The organism is Serratia sp. Nf2 (assembly GCF_003028435.1).
GTDB lineage: Bacteria > Pseudomonadota > Gammaproteobacteria > Enterobacterales > Enterobacteriaceae > Serratia > Serratia marcescens_L.
In genome coordinates, this window is record NZ_PYTW01000011.1 from 35623 (window position 1) to 49504 (window position 13882).

Here is a 13882-nt window from a genome sequence, read left to right on the forward strand (position 1 = left end):
TACTTATTTCCTCAGTAGAAATATAACTGCCTTTCCGGAACATCAGGCCCTTACGCGCAAAAAAAGCCGTGTGCCCGACACGGCTTTCAGCCTGCCCTCGCGATACCCGGCGCAGCCGGGTCGCCATTGGCGCATACAGCGCCAATCGGGCCATAATTCAACGGTATAACCGCTGACAGGTGGCGCAGACTATACCACCTCAGCGGGGCATGAACAAACGGCCCCGCTGCGGCACGCGTGAATTACGAGCAAAATCGGATAATCGCCGTGCTCAACCGCGCAACGCGCGAACGCGCTCCTCGGCGGCGGCGCGCGCCTGGCGGTCAATGTCTAAGACCGCTTCGATGCAGGTCGGTTCCTGCAGCGCGAGACGTTCCACCACCTGGCGGTTGACCGCCGCGATGTCGGTGAAGCGAATCTGCTGCTGCAAAAATGCCGCCACGGCGATTTCGTTGGCCGCGTTCAGCGCGGTGGTCGCCGCCTGGCCGGCGTCGAACGCTTCGATCGCCAGATACAGGCAAGGATAACGCTCGCGCTCCGGTTCGGCGAAGGTCAGCGAACCGATGCGGCAGAAGTCCAGCGCTTCGACGCCGGAGTTCACGCGCTGCGGATACGCCATCGCGTGAGCGATCGGCGTGCGCATATCCGGCGTACCCAGCTGCGCCAGCACGCTGCCGTCGGCGTAACGCACCATCGAGTGAATCACCGACTGCGGATGCAGGATCACTTCCATTTGCTCGGCCGAGGCGTTAAACAGCCAGCGGGCCTCAATGTATTCCAGACCTTTGTTCATCATGGTGGCGGAGTCCACCGAGATCTTGCGGCCCATCGACCAGTTCGGGTGGGCGCAGGCTTGATCCGGGGTCATCGCGGCGAACTGCTCCAGCGGCGTGGTGCGGAACGGGCCGCCGGAGCCGGTAAGCACGATGCGCGAAACACCATGACTGTCCAGGGAAGAGTATCCCAACTGACGCTGAATACTCTCAGGCAAACTCTGAAAAATCGCGTTGTGCTCGCTGTCGAGCGGCAGCAACTGCGCCTGGCTATGCCGCACCGCATCCATAAACAGACGGCCGCAGGTGACCAGCGACTCTTTGTTGGCCAGCAGTACCTGCTTGCCTGCGCGGATCGCCGCCAGCGTTGGCAACAGCCCCGCAGCGCCAACGATCGCCGCCGTCACCTGATCGACGTCGTCCAAAGCGGCCAGCTCGCAGGCCGCTTGTTCTCCGGCCAAGACTTCGGTAGCGACGCCGCTTTCCGCCAGAACAGCGCGCAGCTCACGCGCGGCGCTTTCATCCGCCATTGCGGCGAAGGCGGGCCGAAATTCCATGCATTGCTGCGCCATAACCGCGACGTTGCGGCCGGCCACCAGCGCTTTGATCGCAAAACGGTCGGGATTCGCCCTGACCACGGCCAGGGTGCTGGTCCCTACCGAGCCGGTCGAGCCAAGAATGGTCAGTTGCTTCATGAGTTCACTCTGAATAACTGTCTGATGAGATCGGAGGTGTTCCAGTGTGGAACCTTGGACACCGCTTGTCCATGATCTTTCAGTACGATGAAACGGGATCTGCGCCACAAAAAACAAAGCGCCGCCCAGGCGACGCTTTCTTTCTGCGCGATGCTGATTAGAAATCCATCAGCTCTTTTTCTTTCTCCGCCAGCGCGGCGTCGACCAGCTTGATGTAAGCGTCGGTCATTTTCTGAATCTCGTCTTGTGAACGACGTTCTTCGTCTTCGCTGATCTCTTTATCTTTCAGCAGCGCCTTGACCTTGTCGTTGGCATCGCGACGCACGTTACGCACCGCAACGCGGCCCTGCTCGGCTTCGCCGCGCACGATCTTGATCAGATCCTTACGACGCTCTTCGGTCAGCGGAGGCAGCGGAACGCGAATGTCAGAACCGGCGGAAGACGGGTTGAGGCCCAGATCGGAGCTCATGATCGCTTTCTCAACGGCCTGGCTCAGGCTGCGGTCGAACACGTTGATTTTCAGCGTGCGGGAGTCTTCCACGGTCACGTTGGCCAGCTGACGCAGCGGCGTAGCGGCGCCGTAGTATTCCACCATGATGCCGTCCAAAATGCTTGGAGAAGCGCGGCCGGTGCGGATCTTGCTGATTTGGTTTTTGAATGCTTCTACGCTTTTTTCCATGCGTGAATCAGCATCTTTTCTGATTTCATTAGTCACGTTGCAAACCCTTGGAAGCTGGTTACTTGGCAGGCGATACTCAAGTATAGCCCGTAATCGTACTCGGAGAGCGCGCGGCGCCTGGCGTCACGCGCGCCGAAAAAGGGGTGTGAACAGCCTTATTTGCTGATCAGCGTACCTTCGTTCTCACCCATCACCACGCGGCGCAGTGCGCCTGGCTTGTTCATGTTGAATACGCGGATCGGCAGACCGTGATCGCGGGCCAGCGTAAACGCCGCCAGATCCATCACTTTCAGCTCGCGCTCCAGCACGTCCTGATAGGTTAATTGTTCATACAGCGTCGCATCCGGGTTTTTCACCGGATCGGCGGAGTATACGCCATCCACTTTGGTGGCTTTCAGCACCACGTCCGCTTCGATCTCGATACCGCGCAGGCAAGCGGCGGAATCGGTGGTGAAGAACGGGTTGCCGGTACCGGCGGAGAAGATCACCACGCGGTTGTTGCGCAGCAGGCTGATCGCCTCTGCCCAACTGTAATTGTCACATACGCCATTCAGCGGGATCGCCGACATCAGGCGGGCGTTCACATAGGCACGGTGCAGTGCATCACGCATAGCCAGGCCGTTCATCACGGTAGCCAGCATTCCCATGTGGTCGCCCACTACGCGGTTCATGCCGGCTTGCGCCAGGCCCGCGCCGCGGAACAGGTTCCCGCCGCCAATAACTACACCGACCTGAATTCCCAGTTCGACCAGCTCTTTCACTTCCTGAGCCATGCGATCCAAAACGCTGGCGTCGATACCAAAACCTTCTGCACCTTGCAGGGCTTCGCCACTCAGTTTAAGCAGAATACGCTGATATACGGGTTTTGCATTGGTTGCCATGGTGTTCTGTCCTAAGAAGCAGTATTAGTATTGGGGATTTCAGCCGATGAAACGCGCCTGAGGTGAGTATCACGCTGCAGGGCCTGCCACCGGTGTAATTCTGGCTGGATAGTATGGAACCGCCAGACGGCGGTTCCATCGACAGTCATTAAGACTGTTTGCTCATCGCGGCAACTTCAGCAGCGAAGTCGGTTTCGACTTTCTCGATGCCTTCGCCCACTTCGAAGCGAATGAAGTTGGTCACGTCAGCGTTGTGCTCTTTCAGCACCTGAGCAACAGATTTGCTCGGATCCATAACGAAAGGCTGACCGGTCAGAGACACTTCGCCGGTGAATTTCTTCATGCGGCCTTCAACCATTTTCTCTGCGATTTCTTTCGGCTTGCCGGACTGCATGGCGATGTCCAGCTGAACCTGGTACTCTTTTTCTACCACTTCAGCAGACACGTCTTCTGGCTTCACGAACTCTGGCTTGCTCGCCGCAATGTGCATTGCGATTTGCTTGACCAGCTCGTCGTCAGCGCCTTTAGCCGCAACCAGAACGCCGATACGCGCGCCGTGCAGGTAGCTGCCCAGCACTTCGCCTTCCAGGGAAGCAACGCGACGAATGTTGATGTTTTCGCCGATTTTTGCCACCAGCGCTACGCGCTCTTCTTCGAACTGTGCTTTCAGCACGTCAACGTCAGTGATTTTGCCGGTCATAGCGGCATCCAGCACTTTGTCGGCGAACGCCTGGAAACCGGCGTCTTTCGCTACGAAGTCAGTCTGGCAGTTAACTTCCAGAATGATGCCGTAGTTGCCTTCGATCTTGGTTTTGATCACGCCGTCAGCAGCTACGTTGCCTGCTTTTTTAGCGGCTTTGATCGCACCGGACTTACGCATGTTTTCGATTGCCAGTTCGATGTCGCCGTTGGATTCAACCAGCGCCTTCTTGCAATCCATCATGCCAGCGCCGGTACGCTCGCGCAGTTCTTTTACCAGGGCAGCGGTAATATCAGCCATTTATTTTTCCTCGGTTATCTCGCGTGGAGACAGTTCTCATTCAGATAAGCAAAGGGGGCCTTTACAGGCCCCCCTAACCAACATATGTCAATACCTGGTTAATAAGGGCTCAGTGACGAGCTTGCCTTATTATTCAGCTTCTACGAAGCCTTCTTCCGCCTGAACGGCCAGATCTTGAGAACGACCTTCACGCACAGCGGCAGCAACGGCAGTCAGGTACAGGTTTACTGCACGGATTGCGTCGTCGTTACCAGGGATGATGAAGTCAACGCCGTCTGGGTTGGAGTTGGTATCAACGATAGAGAATACCGGGATACCCAGGTTGTTGGCTTCTTTGATCGCGATGTGCTCGTGATCGGCATCGATAACGAACAGTGCGTCTGGCAGACCGCCCATATCTTTGATACCGCCCAGGGAGTTTTCCAGCTTGGCCAGTTCACGAGTGCGCATCAGCGCTTCTTTCTTGGTCAGCTTGTCCAGGGTGCCGTCTTGAGACTGGATTTCCAGATCTTTCAAACGCTTGATGGACTGACGAACGGTTTTCCAGTTAGTCAGCATGCCACCCAACCAGCGGTGGTTTACGAAGAACTGGTCACAGCTGTTCGCAGCGTCTTTTACCGCTTCGCTTGCTGCGCGTTTGGTACCAACGAACAGGATCTTGCCTTTACGGGAAGAGATCTTGCTCAGTTCAGCCAGAGCGGCGTTGAACATTGGTACGGTCTGCTCCAGGTTGATGATGTGAACCTTGTTACGAGCGCCGAAGATGAAAGGCTTCATTTTCGGGTTCCAGTAACGGGTCTGGTGACCGAAGTGAACACCAGCCTTGAGCATGTCGCGCATGGAAACAGTTGCCATGATTAAACCTCTATAGATTAATTGGGGTTATGCCTCCACGTATCCCATAACGCCGACCCTGGCGGCGACAAGTCACCTCAGGGCACCCCGGCGGATGTGCCGATACGTGTGTGTTATTTACACAAAATGAGTGCAGTTAAAGTATTTTCGGCCAATTCCTGCCAGGTCACAAGAACCAAGTCGCGGATCGCCGGCGCGCTTTATACCATAAACCCGCTGCCGACACCAACTTTTGTTGCTTTGCGCCGGGCATCGGGAAATGAAATTTGGCAGCCTCCGGCCGGGCTGATACCATAAGTCACTGCTTCTTATTGTCGACGATAACGACACCTGCGGACGAATTTCATGGCAATCTCAATTAAAACACCTGATGACATCCAAAAAATGCGCGTGGCCGGCCGCCTGGCCGCCGAAGTGCTGGAAATCATCGAGCCGCACGTCAAACCTGGCGTGACCACCGGCGAGCTGGACCGTATCTGTCACGAGTACATCACCAACGAGCAGCAGGCCATCTCCGCCTGCCTCGGCTACCACGGCTTCCCGAAATCCGTGTGCATCTCGGTGAACGAAGTGGTGTGCCACGGCATCCCGAGCGACGATAAAACGCTGAAAGACGGCGACATCGTCAATATCGACGTGACCGTGATTAAAGACGGCTTCCACGGCGACACCTCGAAGATGTTCATCGTCGGCAAACCGACCATTCTGGGCGAGCGCCTGTGCCGCGTCACTCAGGAAAGCCTGTATCTGGCGCTGAAGATGGTCAAGCCGGGCATCCGCCTGCGCACCCTGGGCAAGGCTATCCAGCAATTCGTCGAAGCCGAGAAGTTCTCCGTGGTACGCGAGTACTGCGGCCACGGCATCGGCGAAGTGTTCCACGAAGAGCCGCAGGTGCTGCACTATGACGCCGACGACGGCGGCGTGGTGCTGCAGGCGGGCATGGCCTTCACCATCGAACCGATGGTCAACGCCGGTGACTACCGCATCCGCACCATGAAAGACGGCTGGACGGTAAAAACCAAAGATCGCAGCTTGTCGGCGCAGTATGAGCATACTATTGTGGTCACTGATAACGGCTGCGAGATAATGACGTTGCGCAAGGATGACACCATCCCCAACATCATTACGCACGAGATGTAAGCACCGCGGCGAACGCCGCGTGCAGAATATCACCAGGCCGGCTTTTGCCGGCCTTTTTTATGGGCTGCGCACTATGTCTGACAATCTCCTTCAACAGGCGGCCCCGGCCGTGCCGATGCCACCCGTCTCTCCCAGCGCCTACGGCGACGACGAGCTCACCTGTCCGGAGCTGAAACAGCGGCTGGAGCAGTTCCAGCTGTGGCTGGCAGCGGCGTTCGACGCCGGATCCAGCGCCGAAAGCCTGGTGGCGGCGCGCAGCGACTTCATCGATCGCCTGCTGCGCCGGCTGTGGACCTTCTACGGCTTCGAAGATATCCCGGAAACTGCGCTGGTGGCGGTCGGCGGCTATGGCCGCGGCGAACTGCACCCGCTGTCGGACATCGACGTTCTGGTGCTCAGCCAGCGCCGGCTGACGGAGCAGCAGTCGCAGCGGGTAGGCGAATTCATCACCCTTCTGTGGGATCTCAAGCTGGAGGTGGGCCACAGCGTACGCACCCTGGAAGAATGCCTGTTGGAAGGGCTGGCGGATCTGACCGTGGCCACCAACCTGATCGAATCGCGCATGATCTGCGGCGACGTCGCGCTGTTTCTGCAGATGCAAAAACATATCTTCAGCGACGGCTTCTGGCCTTCACCGCAGTTTTTCCACGCCAAGATCAACGAGCAGCAGGAGCGCCACCAGCGCTACCACGGCACCAGCTATAACCTGGAGCCGGATATCAAAAGCAGCCCCGGCGGCCTGCGTGACATCCACACGCTGCTGTGGGTGGCGCGCCGCCACTTCGGCGCCACCTCGCTGGACGAAATGGTCGGCTTCGGTTTCCTCACCCAGGCCGAGCGCAACGAGCTGAACGAGTGCCAGAGCTTCCTGTGGCGCATCCGCTTCGCGCTGCACCTGGTGCTGCCGCGTTACGACAACCGCCTGCTGTTTGATCGGCAGCTCAGCGTCGCGCAGCTGCTGCGCTATGAAGGCGAAGGCAACGAGCCGGTCGAGCGCATGATGAAAGACTTCTACCGCATGACGCGGCGCGTCAGCGAACTGAACCACATGCTGCTGCAGCTGTTCGACGAGGCCATCCTGGCGCTGGACGCCACCGAGAAGCCGCGCCCGCTGAACGACGATTTCCAGCTGCGTGGCGATCTGATCGATCTGCGCGACGAAACGCTGTTTATCCGCGAGCCGCAAGCCATCATGCGCATGTTCTACCTGATGGTGCGCAACCGCGAAATCAAGGGCATTTACTCCACCACCGTGCGCCAGCTGCGCCACGCGCGCCGCCATCTGAAACAGCCGCTGTGCACCATTCCGGAAGCGCGCGATCTGTTTATGGCCATCCTGCGCCACCCCGGCGCGGTGTCGCGCGCGCTGGTGCCGATGCACCGTCACAGCGTGCTGTGGGCCTATATGCCGCAGTGGGGCAAGATCGTCGGGCAGATGCAGTTCGACCTGTTCCACGCCTATACCGTCGATGAACACACCATCCGCGTGCTGCAGAAGCTGGAGAGCTTCGCCGATGCGCAAACCCGGCCGCGCCATCCGCTGTGCGTGGAGCTGTACCCGCGCCTGCCGCACCCGGAATTATTACTGTTGGCAGCACTGTTCCACGATATCGCCAAAGGGCGCGGCGGCGATCACTCGATCCTCGGCGCGGAAGACGTGGTGGAATTCGCCGAACTGCACGGCCTCAACTCGCGAGAAACCCAACTGGTAGCCTGGCTGGTGCGCTGCCACCTGCTGATGTCGGTCACCGCGCAGCGCCGCGATATCCAGGATCCGACGGTGATTCAGCAGTTCAGCAGCGAAGTGCAGAGCGAAACCCGCCTGCGCTATCTGGTGTGTCTGACGGTGGCGGATATCTGCGCCACCAACGAAACCCTGTGGAACAGCTGGAAGCAGAGCCTGTTGCGCGAGCTGTATTTCGCCACCGAGAAACAGCTGCGCCGCGGCATGCAGAACAGCCCCGATCTGCGCGAACGCGTGCGCCACCACCGCCTGCAGGCGCTGGCGCTGCTGCGCATGGACAACATCGACGAAGAGGCGCTGCACCGCATCTGGAGCCGCTGCCGCGCCGACTATTTCCTGCGCCACTCGCCAAATCAGCTGGCGTGGCACGCCCGCCACCTGCTGGCCCACGATTCCACCCAGCCGCTGGTGCTGGTCAGCCGCCAGGCGACGCGCGGCGGCACCGAGATCTTCATCTGGAGCCCGGACCGTCCTTATCTGTTCGCCGCCGTCGCCGGGGAAATGGATCGCCGCAATCTGAGCGTGCACGACGCCCAGATCTTCACCAACCGCGACGGTATGGCGATGGACACCTTTATCGTGCTGGAGCCGGACGGCAGCCCGCTGGCGCAGGATCGCCACGCGGCGATCCGCCAGGCGCTGCTGCAGGCCATCACCCAGCGGGAGTATCAGCCACCGCGCGTGCGCCGGCCCTCTTCCAAGCTGCGTCACTTCAGCGTGCCGACCGAGGTCACTTTCCTGCCGACCCATACCGACCGTCGCAGCTACCTGGAGCTGACCGCGCTCGACCAGCCCGGCCTGCTGGCGCGGGTGGGCGAAGTGTTCGCCGACCTGGGGCTGTCGCTGCACGGCGCGCGCATTTCCACCATCGGCGAGCGGGTCGAGGATTTGTTTATCCTGGCCGACGGCGAGCGGCGCGCACTCGACCAAGAAACGCGCAGAAAGTTGGAGCTACGGTTGACAGAGGCCCTCACCCCAAACGATAAAATGTGATACAAGTAACTTTTTACCGACAACATCAGGAAAGAGAACAGCATGCAGCAATTACAGAACGTTATTGAAAGCGCCTTCGAGCGCCGTGCGGACATCACCCCGGCGAACGTAGACACCGTAACGCGCGAAGCGGTAAACCAGGTGATCGGCCTGCTGGACAGCGGCGCCCTGCGCGTCGCCGAGAAGATCGACGGTCAATGGGTCACCCATCAGTGGCTGAAGAAAGCCGTGCTGCTCTCTTTCCGCATCAACGACAACAAGGTGATGGACGGCGCGGAAACCCGCTACTACGACAAGGTGCCGATGAAGTTCGCCGACTACGACGAAGCGCGCTTCCAGAAGGAAGGTTTCCGCGTCGTGCCGCCGGCCACCGTGCGCCAGGGCGCGTTCATCGCGCGCAACACTGTACTGATGCCGTCTTACGTTAACATCGGCGCCTACGTCGACGAAGGCACCATGGTTGACACCTGGGCCACCGTCGGTTCTTGCGCTCAGATCGGCAAAAACGTTCACCTGTCCGGCGGCGTCGGCATCGGCGGCGTGCTGGAGCCGCTGCAGGCCAACCCGACCATCATCGAAGACAACTGCTTCATCGGCGCGCGCTCCGAAGTGGTGGAAGGCGTGATCGTGGAAGAAGGCTCGGTGATTTCGATGGGCGTATACCTCGGCCAGAGCACCCGCATCTATGACCGCGAGACCGGCGAAATCCATTACGGCCGCGTACCGGCGGGTTCGGTGGTGGTTTCCGGCAACCTGCCGTCGAAAGACGGTTCTTACAGCCTGTACTGCGCGGTGATCGTCAAGAAAGTCGACGCCAAAACGCGCGGTAAAGTCGGCATTAATGAGTTATTGCGTACTATCGACTAAATTGAAATAGCGGGTGATTCACCCGCTATTTTTTTGTCTGCGTTTCGCTGGCAGTCACAGTCGCAGATCTCGCTTTCCGCCATAATTGCAGTCGTGGAATATAACGATCACATCTAAAGAGGGCGCAGTATGTACGATAACTTGAAGAGTTTGGGCATCAATCAACCGGAAGACGTCGATCGCTATAGCCTGCGTCAAGAGGCCAACAACGACATCCTCAAGATCTATTTCCGCAAGGACAAGGGCGAGTTCTTCGCCAAGAGCGTGAAGTTCAAGTACCCGCGTCAGCGTAAAACCGTGGTGGCGGACAACGCCGGCCAGGGCTACAAGGAAATTCACGAGATCAACCCGAACCTGCGTTACGTGATCGACGAACTGGATCAGCTTTGCCAGCGCGATCAGGTGGAAGTGGATCTGAAACGTAAAATCCTCGACGACCTGCGCCATCTCGAAGGCGTGGTGTCGCACAAGATTGCCGAGATCGAAGCCGATCTGGAAAAACTCACCCGCGGCAAGTAATGCGGATCGGTTGATCCGCATCATCGCCAAGGCGCCCTTTCGCGGCGCCTTTTTACTTTACGATTGCAGCAGCGTGCCCCACTGCTCGACCCACGGACAGGCGGCCACTTCCGGCTCCGGCTGTTCCATCGCATCGATCTCCAGCACTTCGCTAACGCGGGTGGCGCCCTGCTCTTGCAACAGCGCGTCGAACGCGCGCCCGGCGCCGCAGAAGTTGTCATAGCTGCTGTCGCCGAGGGCGATCAGCCCATAACGCAGCTCCGGCTGGTAGCCGACCTGATCGCGAATGGCGTGGAACAGCGGCGCGATGCTATCCGGCAGATCGCCCTGCCCGGTGGTGGAGGTGATCACCAGCGCGTAGTGCTGGCGATAAAACTGCCAGGCCTCCAGCGTGCCCTCTTCGAACAGTTTGACCTCATGGCCCTGCTCGCTGAGGATGTTTTGCGCTTCTTCCGCCACCAGCAGCGAATTGCCGTAGACCGTTCCCACGAAGATACCAACCTGAGCCATGGCTCCTACTCCCTTCATTACCTTTAAAAATTGTCAGCTATCCTGACCGTTAGCCGCGCTAAACTCAACCCCGGCAAGTTCAGGGAATAGCCCCGCCCAACCGAACTGCGTCATCACCCCTTGCCAGTCTTCGTCCCAGCGCGCCGTCACCCGCAGCGGCTCGCCGGTCACCGGGTGCGTCAGCTGCAGATGGCTGGCGTGCAGCATCAGGCGCGGGCAGCCGAAATGCTGCGCCATACCGCGGTTCTGCCGCAGATCGCCGTGCTTGCTGTCGCCGATGATCGGATGGCGAAGATGCGCCATATGGCGCCGCAGCTGGTGCTTGCGGCCGGTTTCCGGCTGCAGCTCCACCAGGCTGTACCGCGCGCTGTCGTAGCGGCCGACGGCCACCGGCATTTCTACCTGCGCCAACGGACGGTAGTGCGTCACCGCCAGCTGCGGCCCCTTATCGGCATCGGCATGTTTATCGGCGATTTTGTCCAGCTCCGCCGTCAGCGGGTAGTCGAGGGTCGCCCCCTCCCGCACATAACCGCGCACCACCGCATGGTAGGTTTTCTGCACCTGATGCTGCTCGAACTGCAGAGACAGCAGGCGCGCCACCTCGCTGGAGAGCGCCATCAGCAGCACGCCGGACGTCGGGCGATCGAGACGGTGCACGGTAAAGACGTGCTGCCCGAGCTGATCGCGCACCGTTTGCATCATAAAGCGTGTTTCATGACGATCCAGCCAACTGCGGTGTACCAACCAGCCCGACGGTTTGTTCACCGCCACCAGGTGTTCATCCTGATACAAAATCTCAATCACATCGCTTTCCCAGGTAAATAGCCGTTTCGGGCGCGAGTATAACAGGCGTGCGGCTCAGCGCTAGTTCACCCATTCGATGGTTACCAGCCGCGTATCGGCGCGGCCGCGATCGTCCACCGCCCGAATGCGGTAGCGCCCGTTGTTTATCGGCCGCCAGTCGATCGGCTTTTTGCTGGCGCTGCTGCCGAGATAGATATCGTCGACGAACCAGTACACCGTTTTGCTGTCGGCGTCCGTCACCGCATTGAAGGCGATTTTGTCCCGTCCCTGCTGCGACTGGCGCAAGGTATAGGTGGTATTTTTCAGCGGCGAAGTGATGCGCGGCGCGTTGCCGCCGACGGCGATGCCGTTGTCCTTGCAGCGGTTGACCGGCGGCGTGCGCTTAGGCAACCCGGCCTGAGCGAAGACGTTGGCCAGATCGGAAGGCCAGAACTCAAAGATTTCGGTGCGGGTCTGCGCCGCGTCATACGGTGGGCAAACGACCTCGCCGCTGTGAATATCCAGCACCACCGGCCGATAGACGCTGTCGACCTTGATCGGCGACTTGCCGGGAATAAACCAGGTCTTGCCCTTCTGTTGGCACCACGGCGTTGGCAGATCGCCGCTGGCGAGGCAAATGTCCACCCGCCGCAGCCGTTGGGGGAACGGGTGCTTCGGTTCCCGCAGGCCGGGGTAACTGGCGTTGACGCTGTCGATGATGTTGAAGAACAGCGGTGCGGCGGCCTCGGCGCCGACCAACGCATTGTTGCCGCGCCCGTCGAAATTGCCCTCCCACACCACCAGCACGTAAGGGCCGAAAATCCCGACGCTCCAGGCGTCGCGAAAGCCCCAGGAGGTGCCGGTCTTCCAGTACACCGGCAGCGATGAAGAACGCTGTGCCAGCGTATCGCCCGGCCGCCGGTGCTGGCGCAGCATATCCAGCGTGATGAAACTGGCCTCCTCGCTCAGCAGCCGCACCGGCGTCGATTCGACCTCGTTCAGCTGCATGCGAAGCGGCCGCAGCTCGCCGCGGTTCGCCAGCAGCGCGTACAGCTTCGCCAATTCCTGCGCCGTCACCTCACCACCGCCCAGCACCAGCGACAGCCCGTAGTGGCTCTCGCTGGCCATATTGGACACGCCGGTCAGACGCAAAAACTGATAAAAGGTCGGCTGGCGCAGCTGCGAGGCGACATACACCGCCGGAATGTTGCGGCTGAAATTCAGCGCATCGGTGGCGGTCACCGGGCCGAGAAAGCGCCGGTCGAAGTTTTCCGGCGCATAGGCGCCGAACGACGAAGGCACGTCTTTCAGGATGGTCATCGGATGCAGCACGCCCTGCTCCATACCCAGCGCGTAGATGAATGGCTTCAGTGTCGATCCCGGCGAACGCTTGGCGTTGGTGCCGTTCACCTGTCCCTGGATTGGACGGTTGTAATAGTCCGCCGATCCCACCAGCGCACGCACCCCCATATCGCGGCTGTCCACCAGCAGCACCGCGGCGTTTTGAATGCCGCGGCTGCGGTTGCGGGCGATAAACGCGTTGACCTGCCGTTCGACCAGCCGCTGCAACCCGGCGTCCAGCGTGGTGTCGACGCGCGTATCGCGCTGCACCAGTTGCTGCGTCTGCTGGCGTAGCTGTTCGATAAAGTGCGGCGCGATATAGGGTACTTGCTCAGGCTGCCGCAGCGCCAGCGGCAGGCGGAACAGCGTTTGCTGGCTGGCGTCGGTGGGGTAAACCTGCCGCCAGCGCTGGAACAGACGGTTACGCGCCTGCGTCAACGCAGCGCCTAGCACGCCGGTTTTCGGCTCCAGACGGTAGCTGGGCGACTGCGGCAGCACCGCCAGCGTCAGCGCCTCCGGCAGGGTCAAATCCTTCGGCGACTTGGCGAAATAGATCAGGCTGGCGGCGCCGATGCTTTCGATGTTGCGGCCATAGGGGGCGTAATTCAGATAGGCTTCCAGGATATCGCGCTTGGAGTAGCTGAGCTCCAGCTGCACCGCGCGCAGCACCTGCAGCACCTTGCCGCCCGGCGTACGGGTATTGAGATGCCAGCGCATGCGCGCCAGCTGCATGCTGATGGTCGACCCGCCCTGCATTTTGCCGCCGGCGACATAGCTGCGCCAGAAGCCGCGCATCAGGCTGACGGGGTTAAAGCCGGGGTTGTAGTAGAACCAGCGGTCTTCGTGCAGCAGCAGCCCGCGTACCGCCAGCGGTGACACCTGCTCCAGCGGGGTCCACAGCCGGTAGCGATCGTCGTTGGCCAGGGTGATGCGCAGCAGCGCGCCATGCCTGTCGTAATAGACGGAAGCCTGCGGCAGCCCCTGCCACAGGGGCGGATGCGGCCACAGCCGAATCGCGGTCAACAGCAGCGCCAGTAAAAACGCCGCCATCAAGCCGTTTTGCAGCACGCGCCCGGTCAGGATCTTCATACGTTCTCATCAC

12 protein-coding genes are annotated in these 13882 nt (G+C 60.1%); 4 read left to right on the forward strand and 8 right to left on the reverse strand.

The window, feature by feature from the left end; all coding sequences use genetic code 11:
- Nucleotides 1-271: 271 nt before the first annotated feature.
- From ispC to rpsB, 5 genes are all read right to left on the reverse strand, one after another.
- Nucleotides 272-1468, reverse strand: a complete 1197-nt coding sequence (gene ispC, locus C9411_RS21490) for a 1-deoxy-D-xylulose-5-phosphate reductoisomerase (protein WP_063990763.1) — start codon at nucleotides 1466-1468, stop codon at nucleotides 272-274.
- Nucleotides 1469-1625: 157 nt separating this feature from the next.
- Nucleotides 1626-2183 carry a ribosome recycling factor gene (frr, locus tag C9411_RS21495; protein ID WP_004931943.1) on the reverse strand — a complete coding sequence of 186 codons (558 nt, stop codon included), beginning with the start codon at nucleotides 2181-2183 and terminating at the stop codon, nucleotides 1626-1628.
- A 119-nt stretch (nucleotides 2184-2302) separates the two neighbouring features.
- Complete coding sequence (gene pyrH, locus C9411_RS21500; protein WP_004931940.1) at nucleotides 2303-3028, reverse strand: UMP kinase; 726 nt, start codon at nucleotides 3026-3028, stop codon at nucleotides 2303-2305.
- Between the two features lie 148 nt (nucleotides 3029-3176).
- Nucleotides 3177-4028: a translation elongation factor Ts gene (gene tsf / locus C9411_RS21505; protein ID WP_107227893.1), complete on the reverse strand. Its 852-nt coding sequence runs from the start codon at nucleotides 4026-4028 to the stop codon at nucleotides 3177-3179.
- A 129-nt stretch (nucleotides 4029-4157) separates the two neighbouring features.
- Nucleotides 4158-4883 (reverse strand): 30S ribosomal protein S2, encoded by a 726-nt coding sequence (gene rpsB / locus C9411_RS21510; RefSeq protein WP_016929891.1) that lies wholly within the window; start codon nucleotides 4881-4883, stop codon nucleotides 4158-4160.
- 345 nt (nucleotides 4884-5228) lie between these two features.
- Here rpsB and map point away from each other — a divergent pair, with 345 nt between their 5' ends.
- The 4 genes from map (at nucleotide 5229) to C9411_RS21530 (ending at nucleotide 10146) form a co-directional block, all read left to right on the forward strand.
- The gene (gene map, locus C9411_RS21515; RefSeq protein ID WP_004931936.1) at nucleotides 5229-6023 is read left to right on the forward strand and encodes a type I methionyl aminopeptidase; all 795 of its coding nucleotides are present in this window, start codon (nucleotides 5229-5231) and stop codon (nucleotides 6021-6023) included.
- Between the two features lie 73 nt (nucleotides 6024-6096).
- On the forward strand, nucleotides 6097-8760 hold the full coding sequence (gene glnD / locus C9411_RS21520) for a bifunctional uridylyltransferase/uridylyl-removing protein GlnD (protein ID WP_063990788.1): 2664 nt from the start codon (nucleotides 6097-6099) through the stop codon (nucleotides 8758-8760).
- 42 nt (nucleotides 8761-8802) lie between these two features.
- On the forward strand, nucleotides 8803-9627 hold the full coding sequence (gene dapD, locus C9411_RS21525) for a 2,3,4,5-tetrahydropyridine-2,6-dicarboxylate N-succinyltransferase (protein WP_004931932.1): 825 nt from the start codon (nucleotides 8803-8805) through the stop codon (nucleotides 9625-9627).
- A gap of 129 nt (nucleotides 9628-9756) precedes the next feature.
- On the forward strand, nucleotides 9757-10146 hold the full coding sequence (locus C9411_RS21530; protein ID WP_004931929.1) for a DUF3461 family protein: 390 nt from the start codon (nucleotides 9757-9759) through the stop codon (nucleotides 10144-10146).
- A 57-nt stretch (nucleotides 10147-10203) separates the two neighbouring features.
- Here the strand turns inward: C9411_RS21530 and C9411_RS21535 are convergent, their stop codons facing one another.
- The 3 genes from C9411_RS21535 to pbpC are packed head-to-tail and all read right to left on the reverse strand — an operon-like array spanning nucleotide 10204 to nucleotide 13869.
- Nucleotides 10204-10656, reverse strand: a complete 453-nt coding sequence (locus tag C9411_RS21535; protein ID WP_033654121.1) for a flavodoxin — start codon at nucleotides 10654-10656, stop codon at nucleotides 10204-10206.
- A 33-nt stretch (nucleotides 10657-10689) separates the two neighbouring features.
- Nucleotides 10690-11460 carry a tRNA pseudouridine(65) synthase TruC gene (gene truC / locus C9411_RS21540; protein ID WP_107227894.1) on the reverse strand — a complete coding sequence of 257 codons (771 nt, stop codon included), beginning with the start codon at nucleotides 11458-11460 and terminating at the stop codon, nucleotides 10690-10692.
- Between the two features lie 60 nt (nucleotides 11461-11520).
- On the reverse strand, nucleotides 11521-13869 hold the full coding sequence (gene pbpC, locus C9411_RS21545) for a penicillin-binding protein 1C (RefSeq protein ID WP_107227895.1): 2349 nt from the start codon (nucleotides 13867-13869) through the stop codon (nucleotides 11521-11523).
- Nucleotides 13870-13882: the final 13 nt, after the last annotated feature.

Bases quoted from the DNA above. Each gene is read 5' to 3' on its own strand.
- pbpC (WP_107227895.1), bottom strand. From the start codon at position 13,869: ATGAAGATCCTGACCGGGCGCGTGCTGCAAAACGGCTTGATGGCGGCG.
- map (WP_004931936.1), top strand. From the start codon at position 5,229: ATGGCAATCTCAATTAAAACACCTGATGACATCCAAAAAATGCGCGTG.
- C9411_RS21535 (WP_033654121.1), bottom strand. From the start codon at position 10,656: ATGGCTCAGGTTGGTATCTTCGTGGGAACGGTCTACGGCAATTCGCTG.
- glnD (WP_063990788.1), top strand. From the start codon at position 6,097: ATGTCTGACAATCTCCTTCAACAGGCGGCCCCGGCCGTGCCGATGCCA.
- ispC (WP_063990763.1), bottom strand. From the start codon at position 1,468: ATGAAGCAACTGACCATTCTTGGCTCGACCGGCTCGGTAGGGACCAGC.
- tsf (WP_107227893.1), bottom strand. From the start codon at position 4,028: ATGGCTGATATTACCGCTGCCCTGGTAAAAGAACTGCGCGAGCGTACC.
- rpsB (WP_016929891.1), bottom strand. From the start codon at position 4,883: ATGGCAACTGTTTCCATGCGCGACATGCTCAAGGCTGGTGTTCACTTC.
- dapD (WP_004931932.1), top strand. From the start codon at position 8,803: ATGCAGCAATTACAGAACGTTATTGAAAGCGCCTTCGAGCGCCGTGCG.
- pyrH (WP_004931940.1), bottom strand. From the start codon at position 3,028: ATGGCAACCAATGCAAAACCCGTATATCAGCGTATTCTGCTTAAACTG.
- C9411_RS21530 (WP_004931929.1), top strand. From the start codon at position 9,757: ATGTACGATAACTTGAAGAGTTTGGGCATCAATCAACCGGAAGACGTC.